Source organism: Synechococcus sp. Minos11 (assembly GCF_014279855.1).
Taxonomy (GTDB): Bacteria; Cyanobacteriota; Cyanobacteriia; order PCC-6307; family Cyanobiaceae; genus RCC307.
Window position 1 is genome coordinate 1,962,953 of the sequence record NZ_CP047953.1, and the last position, 22,277, is coordinate 1,985,229.

General features: G+C 63.1%; 22 protein-coding genes. 12 read left to right on the forward strand and 10 right to left on the reverse strand.

Going from position 1 to position 22,277, the window contains the following annotated elements; all coding sequences use genetic code 11:
• Positions 1 to 15 precede the first annotated feature (15 nt).
• The gene (ileS, locus tag SynMINOS11_RS11125; RefSeq protein WP_186548542.1) at positions 16 to 2,895 is read left to right on the forward strand and encodes an isoleucine--tRNA ligase; all 2,880 of its coding nucleotides are present in this window, start codon (positions 16 to 18) and stop codon (positions 2,893 to 2,895) included.
• 4 nt (positions 2,896 to 2,899) lie between these two features.
• On the opposite strand, the gene SynMINOS11_RS11130 is transcribed toward ileS, so the two are convergent.
• Both SynMINOS11_RS11130 and SynMINOS11_RS11135 read right to left on the reverse strand, forming a co-directional pair.
• On the reverse strand, positions 2,900 to 3,184 hold the full coding sequence (locus SynMINOS11_RS11130) for a DUF7734 family protein (RefSeq protein ID WP_186548543.1): 285 nt from the start codon (positions 3,182 to 3,184) through the stop codon (positions 2,900 to 2,902).
• Position 3,185: 1 nt separating this feature from the next.
• Complete coding sequence (locus SynMINOS11_RS11135; protein ID WP_186548545.1) at positions 3,186 to 3,800, reverse strand: DUF3177 family protein; 615 nt, start codon at positions 3,798 to 3,800, stop codon at positions 3,186 to 3,188.
• 61 nt (positions 3,801 to 3,861) lie between these two features.
• Between SynMINOS11_RS11135 and SynMINOS11_RS11140 the strand changes: the two genes are divergently transcribed.
• Genes SynMINOS11_RS11140 through SynMINOS11_RS11155 form a run of 4 tightly spaced genes read left to right on the forward strand, consistent with a single transcriptional unit; the run spans position 3,862 to position 8,028 of the window.
• A complete protein-coding gene (locus tag SynMINOS11_RS11140) occupies positions 3,862 to 5,103 on the forward strand; it encodes an FIST signal transduction protein (protein WP_186548547.1) in 1,242 nt (413 codons plus the stop codon).
• A gap of 5 nt (positions 5,104 to 5,108) precedes the next feature.
• Entirely contained in the window at positions 5,109 to 5,780 is a 672-nt protein-coding gene (gene trmB, locus SynMINOS11_RS11145) for a tRNA (guanosine(46)-N7)-methyltransferase TrmB (protein WP_255445405.1), read from the forward strand.
• On the forward strand, positions 5,777 to 7,084 hold the full coding sequence (locus SynMINOS11_RS11150; RefSeq protein WP_186548551.1) for an IctB family putative bicarbonate transporter: 1,308 nt from the start codon (positions 5,777 to 5,779) through the stop codon (positions 7,082 to 7,084). The genes trmB and SynMINOS11_RS11150 overlap by 4 nt, the downstream gene beginning before the upstream one ends.
• Positions 7,081 to 8,028, forward strand: coding sequence for a BadF/BadG/BcrA/BcrD ATPase family protein (locus SynMINOS11_RS11155; RefSeq protein ID WP_186548553.1), 948 nt, complete (start codon positions 7,081 to 7,083; stop codon positions 8,026 to 8,028). Before SynMINOS11_RS11150 ends, SynMINOS11_RS11155 begins: the two co-directional genes overlap by 4 nt.
• Here the strand turns inward: SynMINOS11_RS11155 and glmM are convergent.
• Positions 8,010 to 9,389 carry a phosphoglucosamine mutase gene (gene glmM, locus SynMINOS11_RS11160; RefSeq protein ID WP_011936632.1) on the reverse strand — a complete coding sequence of 460 codons (1,380 nt, stop codon included), beginning with the start codon at positions 9,387 to 9,389 and terminating at the stop codon, positions 8,010 to 8,012. The genes SynMINOS11_RS11155 and glmM overlap by 19 nt on opposite strands.
• 81 nt (positions 9,390 to 9,470) lie before the next feature.
• Complete coding sequence (locus SynMINOS11_RS11165) at positions 9,471 to 9,653, reverse strand: hypothetical protein (RefSeq protein WP_186548555.1); 183 nt, start codon at positions 9,651 to 9,653, stop codon at positions 9,471 to 9,473.
• 111 nt (positions 9,654 to 9,764) lie between these two features.
• On the opposite strand from SynMINOS11_RS11165, the gene SynMINOS11_RS11170 reads away from it, so the two are divergent.
• Positions 9,765 to 11,498, forward strand: coding sequence for a transglycosylase SLT domain-containing protein (locus SynMINOS11_RS11170; RefSeq protein ID WP_186548557.1), 1,734 nt, complete (start codon positions 9,765 to 9,767; stop codon positions 11,496 to 11,498).
• Here the strand turns inward: SynMINOS11_RS11170 and SynMINOS11_RS11175 are convergent.
• Together SynMINOS11_RS11175 and SynMINOS11_RS11180 are read right to left on the reverse strand one after the other, a co-directional pair.
• On the reverse strand, positions 11,462 to 11,995 hold the full coding sequence (locus SynMINOS11_RS11175; protein ID WP_011936635.1) for a hypothetical protein: 534 nt from the start codon (positions 11,993 to 11,995) through the stop codon (positions 11,462 to 11,464). The two genes, SynMINOS11_RS11170 and SynMINOS11_RS11175, sit on opposite strands and share 37 nt — an antisense overlap.
• Entirely contained in the window at positions 11,995 to 12,399 is a 405-nt protein-coding gene (locus SynMINOS11_RS11180; protein WP_043738372.1) for a 4Fe-4S binding protein, read from the reverse strand. The genes SynMINOS11_RS11175 and SynMINOS11_RS11180 overlap by 1 nt, the downstream gene beginning before the upstream one ends.
• 55 nt (positions 12,400 to 12,454) lie before the next feature.
• Here SynMINOS11_RS11180 and SynMINOS11_RS11185 point away from each other — a divergent pair, with 55 nt between their 5' ends.
• Entirely contained in the window at positions 12,455 to 13,018 is a 564-nt protein-coding gene (locus SynMINOS11_RS11185) for a thioredoxin domain-containing protein (protein ID WP_011936637.1), read from the forward strand.
• Here SynMINOS11_RS11185 and SynMINOS11_RS11190 read toward each other — a convergent pair.
• A complete protein-coding gene (locus SynMINOS11_RS11190; protein WP_011936638.1) occupies positions 13,015 to 14,097 on the reverse strand; it encodes a UDP-N-acetylglucosamine--N-acetylmuramyl-(pentapeptide) pyrophosphoryl-undecaprenol N-acetylglucosamine transferase in 1,083 nt (360 codons plus the stop codon). The genes SynMINOS11_RS11185 and SynMINOS11_RS11190 overlap by 4 nt on opposite strands.
• Before the next feature lie 50 nt (positions 14,098 to 14,147).
• On the opposite strand from SynMINOS11_RS11190, the gene SynMINOS11_RS11195 reads away from it, so the two are divergent.
• Complete coding sequence (locus SynMINOS11_RS11195; protein WP_186548559.1) at positions 14,148 to 14,876, forward strand: hypothetical protein; 729 nt, start codon at positions 14,148 to 14,150, stop codon at positions 14,874 to 14,876.
• Here SynMINOS11_RS11195 and SynMINOS11_RS11200 read toward each other — a convergent pair.
• The gene (locus SynMINOS11_RS11200) at positions 14,842 to 15,738 is read right to left on the reverse strand and encodes an NAD(P)-dependent oxidoreductase (protein WP_186548561.1); all 897 of its coding nucleotides are present in this window, start codon (positions 15,736 to 15,738) and stop codon (positions 14,842 to 14,844) included. The genes SynMINOS11_RS11195 and SynMINOS11_RS11200 overlap by 35 nt on opposite strands.
• Before the next feature lie 58 nt (positions 15,739 to 15,796).
• On the opposite strand from SynMINOS11_RS11200, the gene SynMINOS11_RS11205 reads away from it, so the two are divergent.
• Positions 15,797 to 16,015, forward strand: a complete 219-nt coding sequence (locus tag SynMINOS11_RS11205; RefSeq protein WP_186550905.1) for a hypothetical protein — start codon at positions 15,797 to 15,799, stop codon at positions 16,013 to 16,015.
• Positions 16,016 to 16,115: 100 nt separating this feature from the next.
• Here SynMINOS11_RS11205 and SynMINOS11_RS11210 read toward each other — a convergent pair whose 3' ends face one another.
• Positions 16,116 to 17,324: a phosphoglycerate kinase gene (locus SynMINOS11_RS11210; RefSeq protein ID WP_011936642.1), complete on the reverse strand. Its 1,209-nt coding sequence runs from the start codon at positions 17,322 to 17,324 to the stop codon at positions 16,116 to 16,118.
• 103 nt (positions 17,325 to 17,427) lie between these two features.
• On the opposite strand from SynMINOS11_RS11210, the gene SynMINOS11_RS11215 reads away from it, so the two are divergent.
• The 3 genes from SynMINOS11_RS11215 to SynMINOS11_RS11225 are packed head-to-tail and all read left to right on the forward strand — an operon-like array spanning position 17,428 to position 19,618.
• The gene (locus tag SynMINOS11_RS11215; protein WP_186548563.1) at positions 17,428 to 17,811 is read left to right on the forward strand and encodes a universal stress protein; all 384 of its coding nucleotides are present in this window, start codon (positions 17,428 to 17,430) and stop codon (positions 17,809 to 17,811) included.
• Positions 17,808 to 18,671 (forward strand): ribosome biogenesis GTPase YlqF, encoded by an 864-nt coding sequence (gene ylqF, locus SynMINOS11_RS11220; RefSeq protein ID WP_186548565.1) that lies wholly within the window; start codon positions 17,808 to 17,810, stop codon positions 18,669 to 18,671. The genes SynMINOS11_RS11215 and ylqF overlap by 4 nt, the downstream gene beginning before the upstream one ends.
• A complete protein-coding gene (locus SynMINOS11_RS11225; protein WP_186548567.1) occupies positions 18,668 to 19,618 on the forward strand; it encodes an RluA family pseudouridine synthase in 951 nt (316 codons plus the stop codon). The genes ylqF and SynMINOS11_RS11225 overlap by 4 nt, the downstream gene beginning before the upstream one ends.
• On the opposite strand, the gene SynMINOS11_RS13030 is transcribed toward SynMINOS11_RS11225, so the two are convergent.
• Complete coding sequence (locus SynMINOS11_RS13030; protein ID WP_255445406.1) at positions 19,615 to 22,209, reverse strand: cellulose binding domain-containing protein; 2,595 nt, start codon at positions 22,207 to 22,209, stop codon at positions 19,615 to 19,617. The genes SynMINOS11_RS11225 and SynMINOS11_RS13030 overlap by 4 nt on opposite strands.
• Positions 22,210 to 22,277 lie beyond the last annotated feature (68 nt).

Here is a 22,277-nt window from a genome sequence, read left to right on the forward strand (position 1 = left end):
AGACGTCGAACCCTGGTGAGCGCGAGCGAGACCTCTTACAAAGACACCCTCAATCTGCTCAAAACGGATTTCTCGATGCGCGCCAACTCGCGCCAACGGGAACCGGAGTTGCAGGGGTTCTGGGCTGAACTGAATCTGTACAACCGCCTCAGCCGGGAGAACCCAGGGCCGGTTTTCACCCTCCACGACGGGCCTCCCTATGCCAATGGGGCCCTGCACGTGGGCCATGCCCTGAACAAAACCCTCAAAGACATCATCAACAAAGTTCAGTTGATGCAGGGCAAGAAAGCCCGCTACATCCCTGGCTGGGACTGCCACGGCCTACCGATTGAACTCAAGGTGCTGCAGAGCCTCAAGGCTGAGGAGCGGCGCGAACTCAAGCCCCTCGAGCTGCGCCGCAAAGCCCATGCCTACGCCGAGCAGCAGGTGGAAGGCCAACGCCAAGGCTTTCGCCGCTGGGGCATTTGGGGGGAATGGGATACCCCCTATCTGACGCTGCAGAAGCGCTACGAGGCGGCCCAAATCGATGTCTTCGGCCGCATGGTGTTGGCCGGTCACATCTACCGGGGGCTCAAGCCGGTGCACTGGAGCCCGAGCTCCCGCACAGCGCTGGCTGAAGCCGAATTGGAATACCCCGATGGGCACACCTCGCCCAGCGTGTTTGTGGCCTTTCCGGTGGAGCAGCTCAGCTCGGCCTTGGCAGAGGCGGGGGTGAGCTGCGAAGGCTTGGCGGTTGCCATCTGGACCACCACCCCGTGGACCCTGCCAGCCAATTTGGCGGTTGCCGTTAATGGCCGGCTCGACTACAGCATTTGCCAAAGCAGCAGCGGTGGTCAGCTGATCGTCGCTAGCGACTTAGTTGAGAGCCTCAGCCAGCAGCTGGAGCTCAAGCTCGAACCGCTGCAGCAGGTCAAAGGCGAAGCGCTAGAGGGCCTGACCTATCGCCATCCACTGCTCGAGCGCAGCAACCCGGTGGTGATTGGCGGCGATTACATCACCACCGAAGCCGGGACCGGCCTGGTGCACACAGCTCCTGGCCATGGCGTCGATGACTTCAACACCGGCCGCAAATACGACTTGCCGGTGCTCTGTCCCGTTGATGAGGGGGGGTGGCTCACCGAGGAAGCCGGCCCCTTCGCCGGACTCAACGTGCTCAAAGACGCCAACACCGCGATCATCTCGGCTCTCCAGGAGGCCAAGGCGCTGCTGGCTGAAGAGCGCTACGAACACCGCTACCCCTACGACTGGCGCACCAAAAAACCAACGATCTTCCGCGCCACGGAGCAGTGGTTTGCCTCGGTGGAGGGCTTCCGCGAGAGCGCGCTCAGCGCCATCGACTCAGTGGAATGGCTACCAGCCAGTGGCCGCAATCGCATTGAAGGGATGGTGCGAGATCGGGGCGACTGGTGCATCAGCCGCCAGCGCACCTGGGGCGTCCCCATCCCGGTCTTTTATCACCGCACCAGTGGCGAGGTTCTGCTCAACGCCGACACCCTGCAGCACATCCAGGCCTTGATCGCCGAGCACGGTGCCGACATTTGGTGGGAGCGCGACGAGGCGGATCTCTTGCCAACGGCCTATCGGGATGAGGCCGACCAATGGCGCAAAGGCACCGACACGATGGACGTGTGGTTTGACTCCGGCTCCTCCTGGGCTGGGGTTCTCGGCGGCCTAGAGGCTGAGGCCGACACCTCGCTGAACTATCCAGCTGACCTCTACCTCGAAGGCTCCGACCAACACCGGGGCTGGTTCCAAAGCAGCCTGCTCACCTCCGTGGCCGTCAATGGCAAGGCGCCTTACAAGCGGGTGCTCACCCACGGCTTCACCCTCGATGAGAAGGGCCGGAAGATGAGCAAATCCCTCGGCAACGTGGTGGATCCGGCCGTCATCGTTGAAGGGGGGAAGAACCAAAAGCAAGAGCCCCCCTACGGCGCTGATGTGCTGCGCCTCTGGGTGAGTTCAGTCGATTACTCAGCCGATGTGCCCCTAGGCCCCGGCATCGTCAAACAGCTGGCCGACGTCTACCGCAAGGTGCGCAACACGGCCCGCTACCTGCTGGGCAATCTCCATGACTTTGATCCCAGCCGTGACGCGGTTCCGCTGGCTGACTTACCGCTGCTGGATCGCTGGATGCTGCAACGCACCGCCAAGATTCTCGAGGAGGTCAGCGGCGATTTTGAGCGCTACGAGTTCTATCGCTTCTTCCAAACCCTGCAGAACTTCTGCGTGGTGGATCTCTCCAATGTCTACCTCGACATTGCCAAGGATCGTCTCTACGTCAGTGCCGCTGACTCCTTCCGCCGCCGCAGCTGCCAAACCGTGATGGCCCTGGTGCTCGAGCGCTTGGCCGGCATGATCGCGCCGGTGCTCAGCCACATGGCTGAAGACATTTGGCAACACCTGCCCTATTCCGTTGAGGAAGCCTCGGTGTTCCTGCGGGGCTGGCCCCAGGCCGATGCGAGCTGGAGTGGCCTCAGCAGCGCCGAAAGCGAGGCCATCGATGCCGCTGTGCAATTGCGGGCCTTGCTGAACAGGCAATTGGAGAGCTGCCGCAGCAATGGCGACCTCGGGGCATCTCTGGAGGCTGCTGTGCAACTGGAGCTGGGTTCTGGCCCCTTGGCAGACGCCCTGCAACGCGCTCTGGAGCAACTGCAGGCCAGCCCCCATCCAGAGGTGGACAACCTGGCTGATTGGCTGCTGATTAGCCAACTGCAGTTGGGCGGTCAGCCACCAGAAAGCCCCTTGGCTGAGATCACAGAAGAAGGGGTGACGCTGCGCATCTCCAAAGCCGCTGGCGAGAAGTGCGCCCGCTGCTGGCACTACGAAACCGACATCGGCAGCAACGCTGCGCATCCGGAGATCTGCGGGCGTTGCGTCGCGGCGATCGGGGCCTAAGGCATTAGCCCCAGAGGCCTGGATCGAGGAAATCTTGGGCTGGGCGCGGGCCGGCCAACACCTGCTCCGCGGCGGGATTGAGGGGTGCTTGCAGCAGCACGGCGGATTCAATCTTCGCTTCGCTAGGCAGCAACGGCTGATCCGGATCAAAGGCGGTGGGGTGGGTGAGGCTGCTGCTGAAACCGCGAAAAATCACCACTTCCAACGCTTCGCCATCCCCCATCTGCCCTTGCAGCCGCAAGGCGCGATCCGGGCGATCACGGCTGATGCTCTCCAGCTCAGGGAGCACCTCAGAAGCCCCCGGCTAAACGACCTTGCTTGGGCAAACGCACCACCAGGAATTGGATCAGGCCAACGCCATAGGCCGCCAACCCCAGATAGCCGAGGAAAGCGGAGATGGTGGCCGTCCAGCTGCCACCAAAGAGAAAGCTCAGCACCACCGCCAAACGGTCGTGGAATTGCTGCGGCGCTTCCAGCCACAGCTGGCACACCTCACCAGCCACACCAGCACCTGCGCAGCCCAGGGCTGGGGCCGTGAGCACCAGGCCCACAACGCACAGCACAGTCATCGCCCAGCGCCAGCAGCGCACCGTCAGGGGCAAGGGGCGGTAGGGGGGCAAATCGGCCAGCTCCTCATTGAGATCCGACCAGAACCAAAGGGCAATGAGGATGAACAGATTGGCCAAGGCCGAGGTGATGTAGGCCACCGGACGGGCATCCACCATCAGCAGCACCGTGATCCCCAGCAAGCTGGCCACCTGCCAATACAGGGTGAGCAGCCGCACCAAGGCTTGCTCACGCCTTGAAAGCGCCCAGAACAGCAACACCAGGGGCAGAGCCACGGCAAAAAGCACTGCGAGCCGGTAATCCAGCCAGATCAGGCTGCGCAGCAAGGGGAGTGGCATTCCAGGGCGAAAAGGTGCCTCATTATCCGCGCCGCAGCTGTAGCGTCCAATCAGCACCGCCATGGTCATGCTGCCCTGGTTCAAGAGCGGTGGCCCCGATGCGCTCGCCCGCACGGCCCTCTCCTCTCAACCCTCCCTGGAGCAAGCCATCGACGAGGTGGCTGGCAGCCTCAAGTCCATGGGCCAGGCGGACTTAGCGCTGGTCTTTTGCAGCAGCAGCTTTGCCAGTGATCTGCCCCGCCTGCTGCCCCTGCTGCAGCAAAAGCTGCAAGCAGACCACTGGTTGGGTGCCTGCGGCGGCGGCGTGGTGGGAACCAATTCCGCCAACCAGCCCTTGGAATTGGAGCAAGGCTGCGGCCTCAGCGTCACGCTGCTGAAACTGCCGGGCGCGCAGATCAACAGCTTTGCGCTCGATGCCAACCAACTACCCGATCTCGATGGCCCGGCGTTGCCATGGCAGCAGGCCGTGGGGGCCGACCCGGCCGCCGGTGGGGCGATGTTGCTGTGGCTGGACCCCAGCATCAGCGGCATCAACGATCTGATCAGTGGGTTGGATTACGCCTATCCGGCCATGGCCAAGCTCGGCGGAATCGCGGGGAACCACAGCGCGAACCACGGCTCGCTGCTGTTGGCTGATCAGGTGCACCACAGCGCCGTGGGCTGCGTGATCTCCGGGGCCTGGACGCTGGCGCCAGTGGTCGCCCAGGGGTGCCGCCCCATTGGGCCGATCTTTGAGGTTGAGCAAGCCAAGCGCAATGTGGTGCTGGAGCTGCGCCAAGGAGATGAGCTCGCCAATCCGGTAACGGCGCTGCAGCAGGTGATCGAAACCCTGCCTGACCCCGACAAGGAGTTGCTGCGGCACTCCCTGTTTGTTGGCTTGGCCCGCAATAGCTTTTCACTTCAACAAGATCGCAGCAGCAACCCCTTTTTGGTGCGCAATGTGATGGGGGTGGACCCGCGCCATGGCGCCATGGCCGTGGCCGACAGCCTCCAGGTGGGGCAGCGCTTGCAATTCCAACTCCGCGATGGCGCCACCTCCCGGCAGGAACTCGATGGCTTACTGGCCGCCTCTCAACAGAGCTGCCAGCAGCCACCGGTCGCAGCTCTGCTGTTTGCCTGCCTAGGGCGAGGACAAGGGCTCTATGGCGAAGCCCACGTGGATACAGGCCTCTGCCGCAAGCACTTCCCAGAGCTGCCCATCAGCGGCTTGTTCTGCAATGGTGAAATCGGCCCAGTGGACGGCAGCACCCAGCTGCACGGCTACACCGCATGCTGGGCCCTTGTGGTTCCAACCCAGTCCTGAGGTCCTTGCGGCAGCACGTCAATCCACTCAGCAGCTTCTTCCAGCAGGAGCGTCCATTACCCGGCTTAGCTGAGCTCTTCGCCAGACCAGAGCAACCGCTCCACCTCGACATCGGCTGCGCCCGCGGCAAATTCCTGCTTCAGATGGCGAGCCAGACCCCGCAGCGCAATCACCTGGGCCTGGAGATCCGCCATCCCTTGGTGAAGCAAGCGGAAGCCGAGCGCCTGCAACTGGAGCTCACCAACCTGCACTTTCTGTTCTGCAACGCCAACATCAGCCTGCGTCATTGGTTGGAGCAGCTGCCCATTGGGCGATTGGAGCTGGTCACCATTCAGTACCCCGACCCCTGGTTTAAAAAGCGGCATCAAAAACGGCGCATGGTGCAGCCCGAGCTCATCAGCTGGGTGGCTGCAGCGATGGCACCAGGGGCTCAGCTCTTTTTGCAGAGCGATGTGCCCGATGTGATCAACCAGATGCTGGAGGCCACAACCAGCGGTCCCTGGTTTGAACCCGCCGATGGGGGCCAATGGCTCAGCGACAACCCCTTGCAGCATCCCACTGAACGCGAGCTGTATGTGCTGAAACAGGGCCTGCCGGTTTACAGACGGCTCTTTGCTCGAACCACAGCAGCCGTTCAAGCCCATAATCCGTGCGCCGCTGACGCTGCGACGCCATGAGTCCCTCTCCAGCCGCCCCTTGGCTGCTGTGCTGGCAGGGACTGCTGGCCAGCGAGGCAACGAGTCGCCTGCGCAAGCTGCTGCCCCAACTGGCAGGCGGCATGCTCTGCGCCCTGTTGCTGGTGCTGCCGATGGCAACCCGCACCGGCCTTGGCTTGCTGATTGCCGCCTGCGGGTTGCTGTGGCTGGTGTGGGGACTCGCCACACCGCCAGTGCAACGCCCCCTTGGGGCCATCAATGGCTGGTTACTGCTGTATGTCGCTATCGCCGTGCTGGCCACGGGCCTGTCGCCTGTTCCAGCCGCCGCGGCCAAAGGACTGCTGAAGCTGTTGAGCTACCTCGGGGTGTATGCCCTGATGCGACGGCTGCTGGAAGGGGCGCCGCAATGGTGGAACCGGCTATTGGCCGCCCTGTTGCTCGGGCAATTGATCACCGCCGTGATCGGGTTGCGGCAGCTCTATGCCCCCATCGAAGATCTCGCCCTCTGGGCTGATCCCAACTCCGTTGCCGATGGCACGCGGCGCATCTACAGCACCCTGGGCAATCCCAACTTGCTGGCTGGTTATCTGGTGCCGATCCTGCCGCTAGCGGTGATCGGCCTGCTGCGCTGGCAAGGGGTTTGGCCGAAGCTGTTGGCCCTGGGCAGCCTGGGCTGCGGCCTAGCGGCCGCCCTACTGAGCTACAGCCGAGGCGGCTGGATTGGCTTGTTGCTCGCCCTGGGCAGCCTGGGGCTCTTGCTGTTGCTGCGGCAATCCCGCCGGCTCGGCCCTTTGTGGGGAAAGCTGCTGCCACCGCTGGTGATCACCGCTGTGGTGGTGGCGCTGGTGCTAGCGGCCATCAAGGTGGAGCCGCTGCGCATTCGCCTCACCAGCATGTTGGCCGGTCGCGGCGATAGCTCCAACAACTTCCGCATCAACGTTTGGTTAGCCGCGCTGGAGATGATTCAGGCGCGGCCCTGGATTGGCATTGGCCCGGGCAACAGTGCCTTCAACCTGATTTATCCGCTCTATCAACAACCGGGCTACACCGCCTTGAGCGCCTACTCGGTTCCCCTCGAGCTCGCTGTGGAAACCGGCATCCCTGGACTTCTGGCGGCCACAGGACTGTTGCTGAGCTCCCTGCGGCTTGGGCTGCAGCAGCTGCAGCGGGACCTGGCCTTGAGCTTGCCGGCCCTTGGAGCTGCCGCGGCCGTGATCGGCTTAGCCGGCCACGGTGTGGTGGACACCATCTTTTTCCGCCCAGAAGTGCAGATCACGGGCTGGTTTGCCCTCGCCACCCTTGGGGCGGCTCGCCAACTGCGATGACACTGCCCAGCCCCAGCGGTGGCCTGCTCGCTGGCTTTGATGCCGGCCAGACCCATACCCGTTGCCGCCTCAGCCAGCGCGATGGCCGCGTGATCGCCGAAGGCGAAGGCAGCGGCGTCAGCCACCTGGGCAGTAAGCAAGGACCGGAGCGCTTTAGGCGGGCGCTGCAGAGCAGCCTGGAGGCTGCCAGGCGGCAGGGGGGAGCAGCCCTGGAACCCTTGGCCGCAGCGGCGATAGGGGCGAGCGGCATCGAGCAGGACAGCCCCACCCAACGCCTGGGCACCGACTTAGCCCGCCAAGCATTGGGGCTGGATGCGGTGTTGGTGACCGGGGATGAACGCACAGCCCTGGCAGGCGCTTTTGCCCCCGGGCAAGCGGGCATCAGCCTGATCAGCGGCACCGGAGCCATTGCTCTGGGCCAAAACGAGCAGGGCCGGCAGCATCGCTGCGCTGGCTGGGGGTGGCTGGTGGATGGGGTGGGCAGCGCCATGGACATCGGCCGTGATGGCTTGGCGATCAGCCTGCGCATGGCCGACGGACGACTGCCGGTAACGGGTTTGAAAGCAGCCCTGTGGCAAGCCCTTGGCGTGCAGCAGGCCCATGAGCTTAAGGCCCTGGTGGTGGATCCAGACTTTGGTGCTGCGGGCTTTGCTCGCTTGGCACCGGTGGTGCATCAGCAGGCCTTGGCCGGCGATGCCCATGCCCAAAGCGTGCTGCAAAACGCCGGGGACGAACTGGCCGCCATGGTGATCGGCGTTGCCGAAGCACTCGAACTGGAGGCCCCGGCCCTGTGCTGCTCAGGGGGCGCCATCAGCCATTTGAACCTGCTGCGGCACGCCATGGATCGTTCGCTAATGGAACATCTACCCGGGCTGCATCATGTGCAGCCCCAAGGCGATGCTTGTGATGGGGCCTTGCGCCTGGCTCAGACGTTGAGCAGCTGATCAGCGAGCTCAGAGAGGTGATCGGTCCAGTGGTCGACCTGCTCCTGACTGGAGGCTTCCACCATCACCCGCAACAACGGCTCGGTGCCGGAGGCTCGCACCAACACCCGGCCTTCATCGCCCATGGCGGCCTCAGCTGCAGCGATGGCCGTGGTGAGCCCATCGCATTGCTGCCAACCCTTGCGGCGGTCGCGATCCGGCACACGCACATTGCGCAACCGCTGCGGGAACGAGCGAAAGCTTTGATCCACCCGATCTGACAGCGTCTCGCCGGGTTGCAACAGGGCTGCGAGCTGCAGAGCGGTCAAGACGCCATCGCCACTCATGCCGTGATCGGCGCTGATGATGTGGCCAGATTGCTCGCCGCCCAGCACCGCACCGAGTTCTGCCATGGCGGCATGCACGTGTTGATCACCCACCGCTGTGCGCTCCAGCTGACCACCGCGTGCCGTCCAGGCCCGCTCAAAACCAAGGTTGCTCATCACCGTGGCCACAAGCCGTTGTTGCGGCAGGGCATCGGCATCGGCCAGGGCCGAGCCCCAGAGGTAAAGGATGTGATCGCCATCCACCAAGCGGCCCTGACCATCAACAGCCAGCACGCGGTCGGCATCTCCATCAAAGGCAAAGCCCATCTCAGCGCCGTGCTCCATCACGGCCTGGCGCAGGGGCTCGAGGTGGGTGCTGCCGCAACCCACATTGATGGCCGCGCCATCAGGCTGGCTGTGCAGGGCAATCACCTCAGCACCAAGACGCCGGAACAGGGACTCCGCGCAGGAGGTGGCTGATCCCCAGCAGAGATCGAGCACAATCCGGCGGCCATCGAGGCGCCGGCCTTCCAGACTGTTTTCCAGCAAGGCGGTGTAGCTCTCCAAGAGCTCGGTGCGCCGCTGGGTGGGACCACAGCTGGTGAGCGCTGGCCGCACCTCACCGCGCAAGCCGGCTTCGATCGCCTGCTGCTGATCGCGGCTGAGCTTGGCCCCTGAAGGACCAAACAACTTGATGCCGTTGTCTTCCGGAGGGTTGTGGCTGGCTGAGACCATCAAGCCTCCAGCCGCCTGGAACTGATTCACCAGCCGGGCCACCGCCGGAGTGGGACACAAGCCGAGGGTCCACACTTCACGGCCTGCAGCAGTTAGGCCGGCCTCGAGGGCCGCCACGAGCATGGGCCCACTGCTGCGGGAATCCATCCCCAACAGCACTGGGGCATCGCCAGGCAGCACCTGACCACTCCAATAGCCCACCTGCAAGGCCAGAGCTGGAGTCATCACGGTGCCCACGCGACCGCGAATGCCATCGGTACCAAAGCTGACTCCACCTCCTCCAAGGGGTTGGCCCACCGGATGGGACGCCAGATCGGCCATGCCAAAAACTTCGTTCGGGCAGAGATTAAACGGGTTTTCCAGGCCTACCTGGACGCAGGAGACTCATAAACAGCCGTCTGCCTAGCGCCAGCGCTGGGGCCGCCACGCCAACAACCACAACTCAATGGCACCCCACAGCAGCAGGCCACCCACCACCCAGCCGGGCAGCCAGACCATCGGGGGCCAAGGCCGCAACAGCCAACTCAACAATCCCAGGCCCACAGCCACGGCAGCGCGCCGGCGTTGCAGCTGCCAGGGAGGCATCTGGGCCAGAGCAGAACGAAAGCGCTCCCATCGCTTGACCATGGTTCCCGCCGGGCTGCAGCCGCGCCATTGTGACCTCCATACGATGCCGGCAAAGGACAACGGAGGTTGATGCAGCTGCGGGGTGGAGGAGTGCTGCTGATCAGCATCGCCGCGGCCGGCACCGTGGTCATAAGCAGTGCCTTGCAGCAGGGCCTGCAACAAATCCGACCTGAACTCGACCGCCACAGCTCACCCACCCTGCTGCGGCGAACCGCTCGCTTTGATCCCGACCCAAGCCGGCGACGCCTCGCGCGGCTGATCCTGGCGAACCAGGGCGATGTCAGCGCCGCCAGGCAGCAATGGTTGCTGCACGCTCAAGGGTGGAGCGACAACCCACTGAGCCCCGTGGTGCTCAAACAACAAGCTCTAGCGGCGCGGGCGCTCGGCCAACAGGAGCGATCCGATCGCCGCTGGACAGAGCTGTTGCAACGCTTCCCAGCTGCAGCACCCAGCGCCGACGCCCTTTACTACCTGGGCCAGCCAGGAGATGAGCAGCACCAGGAACTGCTGCAGCGCTTTGCGGCCCACCCCGCGGCCCTGGCCGCTGCAGTGGACTGGGACCGCCAAACGCAAGATCCCCGCGCCGGGTTGCATCTGGCTGCTTGGGGAGCGCGCTGGCCAGGAGCCGATGCAGCCCTTCAGCGCGCCTGCCTTCGTGATCTCGGCGATCAACAGCGCGAGCAAGTGGCCACGGCCCTGGCCCAACAGGGGGATCTCGATGCGGCCCTGAACTGCCTTGGCGATCTGAGGCCCACAGCGCCCAAGACCCTGCAATGGCTTGGGCTGGCCGCTGAGGCGCCCTTGAGCCCTGAACAACAGGCCTGGGAGCAGAGCCGTTCCCTCCTGTTGGAGCGCGATTGGAATGGCGCCCAAGAGGCGCTGCAGCAACAACTGGAGCAACCCCTAACGCCTCCCCTGCTGGCACGGGTGCGCTTCTGGCTTGGCCTCAGCGCCTGGGAGCTGGGCGACGCCGAGCAGGCGCGGCAAATCTGGCAGCAGCTGTTACGCGAGCACCCCTTTGGCTACTACGGCTGGCGCGCCAGTGAACGGCTGCAGCAGGCCCCTGATGCGCTGCCGCTTGAAAGCCCTCCGGCGGAAGGCTTGCTGCCCAAGGACTTGGATCAATTGCTCGCGCTCGGGATTCCCGTTGAGGCCTGGGAGCAGTGGCGCATGCAACGGGGCGGCCGACCAGCGGAATCGCCCAGAGAGCTTTGGCAAGAAGGCGTCCTGCGTCTGGGGGTTGGCGATCGCTGGATCGCGTTAGAGCAACTGGACCGGGCCCAGCTGCTTGGTGCCGCTGAGGGCTTGAGCCAACAGGTGCTACTGGAGCAACACCGCCATCCGCGCAACTTTGAACAACTCCTGGACGAGGCCGCGGGCAACGAGCAACTCGACCCTGATCTGCTCTTGGGCTTGGCCCGGCAAGAGTCGCGGCTGACGCCCACGGTGCGCTCCAGCGCTGGAGCCATCGGCCTGCTGCAGCTGCTGCCCAGCACCGCTGCTGAGCTGGACGATCCAGCCCCAAGCGAAGACGACTTACTGCAACCGGAGCGCAATGCCCCCTTGGGTGCCCGCTATCTCAAAGAGATGCTGAACGCTGCAGACGGCAATCCCTTTCTGGCAACAGCCAGCTACAACGCGGGACCCGGTGCTGCCGGCAGCTGGCGCAACGACGATCTCGATGCCATCCCTGAACTCTGGGTGGAAGCCATCCCCTATCCCGAGACCCGGATCTACGTGAAAAAAGTGCTGGGCAACCGCTGGACCTATGCCTTGCTCGGAGACAGGTTGACCAACCACTGAAACCATTCCATGCCGCCCAACTGGTTGTGAATGGAGTGGCCGTAGGTCATGAACAACAGGATGTAAGCGTTAAAACCAATCAGGCCGAGCCAGGCCGGCGGCCAAACGCGCAACCTCACCAGATCAAGGCGTGCCAGCAGTAGCGCTGCTGTGAGCACCAAGAGATCAGCAAAACCAGGCATGTAGAGCAGGTACATCCCCCCGACCACCACCACCAGCAGGGTCACCACCAAGGTGAGTGCTTTGCTGGCAGCCATGAACAGAGAGATCTGGCGCAGCACCAGTTCCGGCAAGGTGCAAAACGAGACCACGATCACCACCTGAGAGAGCGAAAGCACCCAGTAGGCCTCATCCACCAAGGACTGATCGGCCACGCTGGAGCGGATGTCTTCCTGCAGCAGGCCCCAGTGGGCTCCCAAATAGACACTGATCAAGGCGAGCAGGATCAGCATCGGGGCCCGGGCGGGCAACGTCAGCCAACGAAGGAAGAAGGACATCAGAGCTTCAGGCTGATGGCATCCAGCGGGCAGACAGCAATGCACTGCTCGCAGACGACGCAGCGGCGCTGATCAAACTGCAGTCGCCAGTCTGGTGTGCTGCAGCTCAAGGCGCCACTGGGACAAACACTGGAGCAAATACCGCAATCGACGCAGCGCTCCGGGTCGATGGCGATCTCTCCAGCCGCTGAGCTGATCGACAACCCAAGGCTCATCAACCACTCCTGGGCGGCATCGAGCTCATCAATGTCGCCGGAGAGCTCCACCACCAACGTGCCGCGTTGATTGGGAGCCACCTGGGCGCGGATGATGCGCGAAGCCACGTCGTAGTCGACAGCCAACCGATAGGTGATCGGCTGATGCACGGCTTCCCGAGGGAATTGCAGCGTCAAGCGACGCTTCACGGCACACAGGGGAGCATCGCTGCCAGCATGGCAACGCCCCATCAGCGCCGCAGCCATGAGCAGCACCCCAGCCGGCCCCGAATTCCCTGGGAAGAGGCTCCCTCAGCTGGTGCTACTGCTGCTGGCCATCGTTGTGGTGGCTGTGGTTTGGCTCGAGGGCGGTCGCTCCGAGGGCGACCTGCTCGATCAGATGGCCCGGCGCTCACTGCCTTTGGAGCAAGCCCTGAGCAACGGCAAGCCCTCGGTGGTCGAGTTCTATGCGGACTGGTGTGAGTCGTGCCGAACCATGGCTCCCGGCATGGAGCAAATGGTCAAAGACCATCCCCAGGTCGATCTGGTTTTGCTGAATGTCGACAACCCCAGCTGGCAGCCCCAAGTGCAGCGCTGGAACGTCAATGGCATTCCCCATCTGCAGCTCTTTGATGCCAATGGCGAGAGCCGTGGGCAGTCGATTGGCTTACGCCAACCGCAAGAGCTGAGCGCCATCGCCGTCGCCCTGGAAACCGGCGAACCCCTGCCCACCCTGGCGGGCATCGGCGCCATCAGCAGCTTGGATCCCTCCGAGGAGCCCAGTCGGCGTGACATCAGCAGCAACGTGGGCCCGCGCAGCCACGGCTAAGCCTCAGCAGCGAGATCTTGCAGCAGCTGGGAGAGCAAGCGATCGGCATCACGAACCGCCAACCGCTCCATGCCTTGGCGGAGCAAGCGCAGCGGATCTGCCGCTGGATCACAGCCCCGCAAGCGGGGGCCCAGCAGGTTCCAAAGCATGCGCCGCAACCCAGGCTCATTTGGACCATGCTGCGCCACGATCACAGCGGCTCCAACGGCAGCCGCAGCAGCGGCATTGGCGCTCTGGTGGTCATCGGCGGCCTGAGGGAAAGGCACCAACACCGCTGGGGTTCCGCAGACGGCCAACTCGCTGAGGCTGCCCGCACCAGCCCGTGAAATCGCTAGATCCGCGTGCTGCAGCAACGCCGGGATCTCCTCACTAAACGGACGCTCGCTGTAGGCCGGGTGCTCGAGCTGTCCCTGATCCGGATCGACGTGGCCGCTGAGATGCACGATGCGGCACCCCATGGCGAGCAATGCAGGGGCTGCCGCACGCACCATCCGGTTCAAACCAACCGCGCCTTGACTCCCGCCAATCACCAGCAGCAGGGGGCCATCCCCAGCAGGCACCCAATCTGGGCAGGCAGCTGGCTTAAGAAAGTCCTCCCGCACCGGAGTACCGGTGACTTCCGGACGGCAACCGCTCAGGTAATCCGCCGCCTGCGGTAAACCGAGGGCCACACGGCTGCAAAAGCGGCCAAACAGGCGGGTCACTTGGCCGGGGATCGCATTGGATTCATGCAGCACCACCGGCCGGCGGCAGAGGCGCGCCGCCAAGATCGCCGGGGCCGCGATGTAGCCGCCCGTGGTGAAGACCACCGCGCACTCCTGCTTGCGAATCAGGCGCGTCACAGGCCAAGCACTCCAAAGCAACTGAATCAGTTGCTTGAGCTTGCGCAGGCCTCGGCCCTGCAAACCGCCAGCCCGCACAGTGAATAGGGGGTAACGGCTGGGAACCAGTTGGCGTTCGAGGCGATCGGGAACCCCCAACCAGCGCACACTCCAGGTTTCTGGCATGCGGTCAGCAACCGCCAAGGCCGGAAACAGATGGCCGCCAGTGCCGCTGGCTGCAATCAGAAGCCGAGGCATGGACGCACAAGACGGGGCGCCTAACTTAAGGATCCATGCGACGGCGTGCCGTGACTGCAACACCCTGGCTCTCCCTGCTGCTCGGGGGTGTTTTGTCCTGCCAAATCCCAGCGGCCCATGCCCAGTTGAGCGGAGCGCTGGTGGACCAACTGGAGAGCGCACTGAATAACGGTGATACGAGTGCCCTGGCGGACTTGGTAGCCAGCAGCGATGAAATCGGCGGCAGCGAGTTGGAAACCCGCTACAGCCAACTGCGCCGTCAGTTTCCTGATAGCCAATGGACCTTGGCCGCGGGCCAAGACCTCGCCGATGGGCGCAACACCCTGAACGTGAGCGTGGTGGGCAACGGCAGCCAAGACGGCCGCGACTTCCGCCTGCAGGCCAGCCAAACCCTGGCGGTGCGTAGTAACGGGCTCACCCTCGGCAGCCAGGAGGTGCTGGCGGAAGAATCCATCGTTCGCAGCGGTGAGCGCGATCTAGCGGTGAGTGTGATGGCCCCCGACACGGTGCTAACCGGGCAGCGCTACGACCTCGACGTGCTCATGGATGATCCGCTCAAGGACGCAACCTTGGCGGGCGGCTTAACCGAGCTCACCGAAGCGGATCTGCTGCAGGAGGAGAGCCCTGAGATTGAACTGGGCGCCCTCAATGCCGGCGGCATTTTTAAAACAATCCAGGCCCCGTACCAACCCGGGCGCCAAGCCTGGGCAGCCCTGCTGCTGCACCCCGAAGGCACGGTCAGCATCAGCCGCACGGTGCGGGTGGTGAATCGTCTTTGAACCAGCGCAGCAACGCTGAAACATCTTCCTGGCCGTGGCCTTGCTGCATCAAGCGGTCTTCCATTGCTGCCACCTGCTCGGTGATCGGCAGCTGAAGCCCACAACCCTCCGCTGCCGCCAGGGCGATCCCGAGATCCTTGCGGTGCAGCTCAAGCTTGAAACCAAGCGGGAACTGCTGCTCGAGCATTGATGGGGCGCGATGGCGCAAGGCCCAAGAGCCTGCCGCCCCCTCCTGCAGGGCCGCCACCAAGTCGCTCATCGGCAAGCCCAACCGCTGACCCAACGCCAGCGCTTCAGCCACCGCCGCATAGCTACCGGCCACCAGCACTTGGTTCACAGCCTTGGCCCGCTGGCCTGAACCCAACGGCCCCAGGTGGGTGATCGTGCCGCCCACCACCTCCAAAACAGGGCGAGCCCGCTCCAGATCGCTGGCCTCACCGCCCACCAACACCGACAGCGTGCCGAGGCGTGCGCCTTCGGTGCCGCCGGTCACCGGGGCATCCAACCAGCTCAAGCCGCACTGGGCGGCCTCAGCCGCCAGCCGCTGCGTGCTGGCCGGATCAATGGTGGAGAAATCAACAATCAAGCCACCGGGCTCAGCCCCCGCTAGGAGCCCAGACGGCCCCTGCAAAACAGCCTCCACAGCCGCTGCATCGGTGAGGCAGAGCGCATGGATCTGGGCTGAGGCCGCCGCCTCAGCTGGGCTGGCCGCCACGTGGGCTCCGGCGGCTTGCAACGGCTGCTGCCGCTCAGGGCTGCGGTTGTGCACGGTGAGGGGAACACTGGCAGCCAGGAGATTGGCGGCCATGGGTTGGCCCAGAGCCCCAAGACCGATGAAGCAAACCGGAATGTTTGCAGCCATGGCTTGCCGGCTCCAGGCCGAATCGCGACGATGCGGCCATCGTGCTGCAGTCCGTGCCGTGGCCCCAACTTGGGTCAACAGTCCTGTGCTGATGGAGGCGCTGGAGCGCTACCAGCAAGGGCGCTTGCCGCAGCAGATGCGCCACTGGATTCGAGCCCTATTGGAGCTCCCAGAGAACACCCCTGAACTGGCAGAGGAGCTTTTGGTTCAACGGCCAAATAGCAGCCACAACAGCAGCACCACGGCGATGGTGATCACCCACCAGGGCAACCCCTGACGGCGGCGGGTCCCACCAGAACCAGACCGACGCCCATGGCGCTTGTCCCAGAACTGACGGGAGAGATCTCGCTCGCGATCGGTGACCACCGGGTCTGACCTCAGGCGGCTTCGTCGAGGGCAGCCACACCAGGCAGCACCTTGCCTTCGAGCAGCTCAAGGCTGGCGCCACCGCCGGTGGAGATGTGGGACATCTGGGCGGCCAGGCCAGCCTTCTCAACGGCAGCCACCGAGTCGCCGCCACCAATGATGGTGCAGCAGCCCTTGGCGCTCAGCTCAGCCAGGGTGGTGGCTATGGCGTTGGTGCCAGCGGCAAATTTGTCGAACTCGAACACGCCCATGGGGCCGTTCCAGATCACGGTCTTGCAATCACCCAGGGCGTCCTGGAAGACCTTGATGGAGTCAGGACCAATGTCCAGACCCATCCAGCCCTCAGGGATGGCATCGATGGAAGCCACTTGGCTGTTGGCATCGGGAGCGAAGTTGTCAGCCAGCACCACATCGGTGGGCAGCAGCAGCTGAACGCCCTTGGCCTTGGCCTTGGCCTCCAGCTCCTTGGCGAGCTCGAGCTTGTCTTCTTCCACCAAGCTCTTGCCCACCGAGAGGCCGCGGGCTTTGTAGAAGGTGAAGATCATGCCGCCACCGATCAGCACCTTGTCGCACTTGTCGATCAGGGCTTCCAGCACGCCGATCTTGCTGCTGACTTTGGAGCCACCAACGATGGCGGCCAGGGGGCGCTTGGGATCGTCAACGGCGCCTTGCAGATACTGCAGCTCCTTCTCCATCAGGTAGCCAGCCACGCTCGGGCTCAGGTACTTGGTCACGCCTTCGGTGGAGGCATGGGCACGGTGAGCAGCGCCGAAGGCGTCGTTCACATAGACCTCAGCCAGGGCAGCCAGCTTTTCGGCGAAGCCAGATTCGTTCTTCTCTTCTTCTGCGAAGAAGCGCACGTTCTCCAGCAAGACCACATCGCCGTCGGCCATGGCGGCCACCTTGGCCTCAGCATCGCTTCCGATGCAGCTATCGGTCTTGGCGACAGGGGCGCCGAGCAATTCGCTCAAGCGCGCAGCCACTGGGGTGAGGCGCATGTCTTCGTTGACTTGGCCCTTGGGACGGCCGAAGTGGGCCGAGAGGATCACCTTGGCGCCCTTACCGGTCAGATCTTTGATGGTGGGCAGGGCTGCACGGATGCGGGTGTCATCAGTGATGGCGCCGGCATCGTTGAGGGGAACGTTGAAATCCACGCGCACCAACACACGCTTGCCGCGCAGGGCATCACTGTTCAGTGCCGACAAGGAGCGCTTGGCCATAGTGCGTGGGAGGTGGAAGCGCGGCGAGTTTACCCTTCAAACCTCGAGGCATTGATCGATGCCGGCGGCGAGCTAAGACAAAGACAGGGCCTTTGGCAGCGCCATGTTCCGCACCGTTCTGTTTCCCTTCGACCAAAGCCGCGCAGCCATGGACACCGCGGCGACGGTGCTGCAGCTGGTGCAGCAACACGACAGCAAGCTGGTATTGCTGTCCGTGGTGGAGGAAGGCAGCAACTCCATGGGGGATGTGGATGCCGTGGCGCAGCTCCTGCAAAAAGCGCATGACACCTTTGCCGAAGCGGGCATCGAATGCGAACTGATCGAGCGGGAGGGCAAACCAGCCTTTGTGATTGGCGATGTGGCCGATGAGATCGAGGCCGACTTGATCGTGATGGGCACCCGCGGCATCAACCTGGAGCAGGCCAGCAGCAGCACGGCAGCACGGGTGATCCAGCTAGCCCCCTGCCCTGTTCTGGTGGTGCCGTGAGCGCACCTGCGATCCAGTGGTATCCGGGCCACATTGCCAAGGCTGAACAGCAGCTCACCCAGCACCTCAACAAGGTGGATTTGGTGATTGAGGTGCGCGATGCGCGCATCCCGATGGCCACAGGCCATCCCCATCTGCAGCGCTGGATCAAGGGCAAACAACACCTATTGGTGATCAACCGGCGCGACATGGTGTCGGCGCAGGCGCGGCAGGCCTGGGATGAATGGTTCCGCAGCCAGGGGCAGACGCCCTGGTGGTGCGACGCGAAAGCCGGCACTGGCGTCAAGCAGGTGCAACAGGCCGCCATCCGCGCTGGCGAGCAACTCAATGAGCGGCGCCGCAAACGGGGCATGCGGCCCAGGCCCGTGCGGGCCTTGACCCTGGGATTCCCCAATGTGGGCAAATCAGCTTTGATCAACCGGCTGGTGCGCCAAAAAGTGGTCGACAGCGCCCGGCGCGCCGGTGTGACCCGCACGCTGCGCTGGGTGCGGCTGGGCCAAAGCCTGGATTTATTGGATGCACCCGGTGTGCTTCCGCCGCGGCTGGATAACCAGCAAGCCGCCCTGCATCTGGCCCTCTGCGATGACATTGGCCAGGCCGCCTACGACGGCGAAGGCGTCGCCCTGGCATTTCTCGAAATGCTGGTGGCGCTGGAGCAGCAACCCGCTGCTGCCGTGCCGCCGCAACTGCTGGAGCAGCGCTACGGCATCGCCGTGGAGGCTGGCCCTGGGGCTGCTAACGCCTGGTTGAGCGCAGCGGCGCTGAAGCACACCTCCGGCCAGAGCGAACGCATGGCCCAACGTCTCCTCGATGACTACCGCCGTTCAGTGTTGGGGCCGATTGCCCTGGAGCTGCCATGAATGGCTTTGGCGAGGGGGAAGGCGAGCTACTGACGCTCTACTACCCCAAGCCCCTGCCGATGCGTCTGGACCGTTGGCTGGTGAGCCAGCGGCCTGAGCAAAGCCGCGCGCGGATTCAGAAATTCATCGAAGCCGGCTATGTGCGGGTCAATGGCACCACCGGCCGCGCCAAAACGCCCCTACGCACCGGCGATGAAATCAAGCTGTGGATGCCGCCTCCAGAGCCACTGCCCTACCTGCAGCCTGAGCCGATGGATCTCGATGTGCTCTTTGAAGATGAGCACCTGATCGTGATCAACAAACCAGCTGGCTTGACGGTGCATCCAGCCCCGGGGAACAAAGACGGAACCCTGGTGAACGGGTTGCTTCACCACTGCCCCGACTTACCGGGCATCAGCGGCAAGCTGCGACCTGGGATCGTGCATCGCCTCGATAAAGACACCACCGGCTGCATCGTGATCGCCAAGAGCCAGCAGGCCTTGGTGAAGCTGCAGGTGCAAATCCAAAAGCGCGTGGCCTCCCGCAAATACCTCGCCGTGGTGCATGGGGTGCCGGCTGGCGAGAGCGGCACGATCGTTGGGGCCATTGGTCGCCACCCTGTCGACCGCAAGAAATATGCGGTGGTGAGTAGCGACAACGGGCGCTACGCCTGCACCCACTGGAGCCTGCAGGAACGACTCGGCGACTACTCGCTGCTGCGCTTCAAGCTCGACACCGGCCGCACCCACCAAATCCGGGTGCACTGCGCCCATCGCAACCACCCGGTGGTGGGGGATCCCACCTACAGCCGTTGCCGCAAGTTGCCCATCGAGCTGCCGGGGCAAGCCCTCCATGCGGTGCAGCTGGGCTTGGATCACCCGATCACTGGCGAGCGGATGGTGTTCGAGGCCCCACTGCCTGAGGTGCTGGAAAAACTGCTGGCGGTGCTGCGCAAGCGAGCCGCTTAGAGCACGGTGAAGTCGGTGCCAGTCGCCAGCAGGGTGTCTTCGCTGAGGCTTCCGTTCCGGGCAAGGTCGGTGCCCGCCAAGGCGTTGAAGCCAACGGTTCGCGATTCACCCGCTCCGATCGACTGCCCCCAGTCCGCACCATTGAGCTCATAGCGATAGAGGTCTCCCGAGAGCTGCTCGGTGACCACCTCAACGCCCCAGGCTTCGCCATAAAAACGGTGGGCGCTGGTGAAGCTCAAGGCCCAGTCGTCCAGGGTTTGATCGCTCTGGTTGGTGACAGTGAGTGAGGCCGTAAAACCACCCCACCAAAGATCACCACTGACCTCAACATCCACAGGTGCACCCACCACGGGATCAATCTCGGCAGGCCCCTCCTTAGGCAGCAGCGGACCAGGGAACGGCACCGGTTGTGGCTCAGGAGTGACCACTCCACCACCGGCCAAATCCTCCAGGTTCTGACCCAGCGGATCGCCTAGAGCCACGATGCCTTGGTAGTAATTGATCACCGTCTGGTCAGAAACATCCAATGCAGGCCATTGGGGCCAGTCAAAGGTGTCATTCATGAACGGCTGGTTTTGATCCCAACCCAGCACCGTGAGGTGATTGATGTCATGGGCAATCGCAACACCTTCAACATCCAAAAAGCCGTGGGTGCGCCCATGCATCCAGCCCCCGTAATGGGGCTCCATCTTCAAGGTGTTGATGAACGCTTCCTGCAAGCCACTCTGCTGGATGTAGTCAGCAAATCCTTCGTGGCCAAACTCACGAACCATCCCCATCACGTCGTTCTCTGAACCAAGACGCGCCGTGCGCTGAATGTCAGCCAGGATCTGCGGGTCGTAGGCCTCATCGGCAATCCAGCCCACCTTCGCGCCTTGCATCGCATACCAAAGGCCAACCCCTTTGGTGTCATTGCCCCAGGCTTGGGAGTTATTGGTCAGACCCTGGGCAAAGGCCCACTCGCCCACCGCCTGAATCTCAACAGCATCCAAGCCAGCAAAGGCACGCAAGCCGTTGTAAGCAACCATCGCTTCTGTCGTGATCGCCGTGCGACCACCCACCAACTCAGTGTGCTCTGAATTGTTGTTAGAGCCATGGAAGGTGCCCCAACTGGTGATGTCGATGTAGTCACCTGATTGAGGGGAAGCAGCCATGCCGTGGTCATGGCCGCTGTGGTCCATCTCCGAATGATCCTCAGAGCCGTGATCCATCACAGGCTCCTCAATGACTGGATCAGGAACATCAACAACTGGAGCTGACTCCACAGCTTCAATAACCTCAATCGGCTCTGGCTCTGCAGCAACAGGCTCAGGCTCGGTTTCAACAACAGGTGCTGGAGTCGGTTCAGGATTCACTACTCCGCCTCCAGCCAAATCCTCCAGGTTCTGACTCAGCGGATCTCCCAAAGCCACGATGCCTTGGTAGTAATTGATCACCGTCTGGTCAGAAACATCCAATGCAGGCCATTGCGGCCAGTCAAAGGTGTCATTCATGAACGGCTGGCTTTGATCCCAACCCAGCACCGTGAGGTGATTGATGTCATGGGCAATCGCAACACCTTCAACATCCAAAAAGCCGTGGGTGCGCCCATGCATCCAGCCCCCGTAATGGGGCTCCATCTTCAAGGTGTTGATGAACGCTTCCTGCAAGCCACTCTGCTGGATGTAGTCAGCAAATCCTTCGTGGCCAAACTCACGAACCATCCCCATCACGTCGTTCTCTGAACCAAGACGCGCCGTGCGCTGAATGTCAGCCAGGATCTGCGGGTCGTAGGCCTCATCGGCAATCCAGCCCACCTTCGCGCCTTGCATCGCATACCAAAGGCCAACCCCTTTGGTGTCATTGCCCCAGGCTTGGGAGTTATTGGTCAAACCTTGGGAAAAGGCCCACTCGCCCACCGCCTGAATCTCAACAGCATCCAAGCCAGCAAAGGCACGCAAGCCGTTGTAAGCAACCATCGCTTCTGTCGTGATCGCCGTGCGACCACCCACCAACTCAGTGTGCTCTGAATTGTTGTTAGAGCCATGGAAGGTGCCCCAACTGGTGATGTCGATGTAGTCACCTGATTGAGGGGAAGCAGCCATGCCGTGGTCATGGCCGCTGTGGTCCATCTCCGAATGATCCTCAGAGCCGTGATCCATCACAGGCTCCTCGATAACTGGATCAGAAACTTCAACGACTGGTGCCGGCACCGGTTCATCAACAACCGGTTGTGACTCAGGCTGAGGAGCCACCTCTGGCGAGGCTGAATCACCAGCCATTAACAGCTCTTGGTTCAGGGAGCCAGTGACACCGAGATCAACACCTTGCTGGCCATTAAATCCAACCGTGACAGAGCCGCCTGCTGGAATCGCAGCCCCCCAATCAGCGCCGCTGAGGGTGTAACGAAACAGGCCGTTATCAAGGGGCTCAGCCTGCAACGTGGCACCCCACGGCGCTGAATTCAATTGATGCGGACTCTCAAAGCTGTAGCTCCAGCCACTGAGGGCAGATCCAGTGGTGTTGGTAATCGTGATTTCGGCTGTAAATCCGCCCCACCAAATGTCTCCAGCCACAGCAACACTGAGGCCTGATGGTGTTGATAGCGCCATGGCGTTAATCGGAGATTCAGCAACATCAGCAACCTAAAAATGAGCCGCTGCTGAATGAACCCGTCAGC

Excerpts from the sequence above, each read along its gene's own strand:
- SynMINOS11_RS11140 (WP_186548547.1), top strand. The coding sequence starts at position 3,862 with ATGGTCATGCTGCCCTGGTTCAAGAGCGGTGGCCCCGATGCGCTCGCC.
- SynMINOS11_RS11215 (WP_186548563.1), top strand. The coding sequence starts at position 17,428 with ATGTTCCGCACCGTTCTGTTTCCCTTCGACCAAAGCCGCGCAGCCATG.
- SynMINOS11_RS11150 (WP_186548551.1), top strand. The coding sequence starts at position 5,777 with ATGAGTCCCTCTCCAGCCGCCCCTTGGCTGCTGTGCTGGCAGGGACTG.
- SynMINOS11_RS11170 (WP_186548557.1), top strand. The coding sequence starts at position 9,765 with ATGCAGCTGCGGGGTGGAGGAGTGCTGCTGATCAGCATCGCCGCGGCC.
- SynMINOS11_RS11185 (WP_011936637.1), top strand. The coding sequence starts at position 12,455 with ATGAGCAGCACCCCAGCCGGCCCCGAATTCCCTGGGAAGAGGCTCCCT.
- SynMINOS11_RS11200 (WP_186548561.1), bottom strand. The coding sequence starts at position 15,738 with ATGGCTGCAAACATTCCGGTTTGCTTCATCGGTCTTGGGGCTCTGGGC.
- SynMINOS11_RS11210 (WP_011936642.1), bottom strand. The coding sequence starts at position 17,324 with ATGGCCAAGCGCTCCTTGTCGGCACTGAACAGTGATGCCCTGCGCGGC.
- SynMINOS11_RS11135 (WP_186548545.1), bottom strand. The coding sequence starts at position 3,800 with ATGCCACTCCCCTTGCTGCGCAGCCTGATCTGGCTGGATTACCGGCTC.
- SynMINOS11_RS11165 (WP_186548555.1), bottom strand. The coding sequence starts at position 9,653 with ATGCCTCCCTGGCAGCTGCAACGCCGGCGCGCTGCCGTGGCTGTGGGC.
- SynMINOS11_RS11155 (WP_186548553.1), top strand. The coding sequence starts at position 7,081 with ATGACACTGCCCAGCCCCAGCGGTGGCCTGCTCGCTGGCTTTGATGCC.
- SynMINOS11_RS13030 (WP_255445406.1), bottom strand. The coding sequence starts at position 22,209 with ATGGCGCTATCAACACCATCAGGCCTCAGTGTTGCTGTGGCTGGAGAC.
- glmM (WP_011936632.1), bottom strand. The coding sequence starts at position 9,389 with ATGGCCGATCTGGCGTCCCATCCGGTGGGCCAACCCCTTGGAGGAGGT.
- SynMINOS11_RS11225 (WP_186548567.1), top strand. The coding sequence starts at position 18,668 with ATGAATGGCTTTGGCGAGGGGGAAGGCGAGCTACTGACGCTCTACTAC.
- SynMINOS11_RS11190 (WP_011936638.1), bottom strand. The coding sequence starts at position 14,097 with ATGCCTCGGCTTCTGATTGCAGCCAGCGGCACTGGCGGCCATCTGTTT.
- SynMINOS11_RS11175 (WP_011936635.1), bottom strand. The coding sequence starts at position 11,995 with ATGTCCTTCTTCCTTCGTTGGCTGACGTTGCCCGCCCGGGCCCCGATG.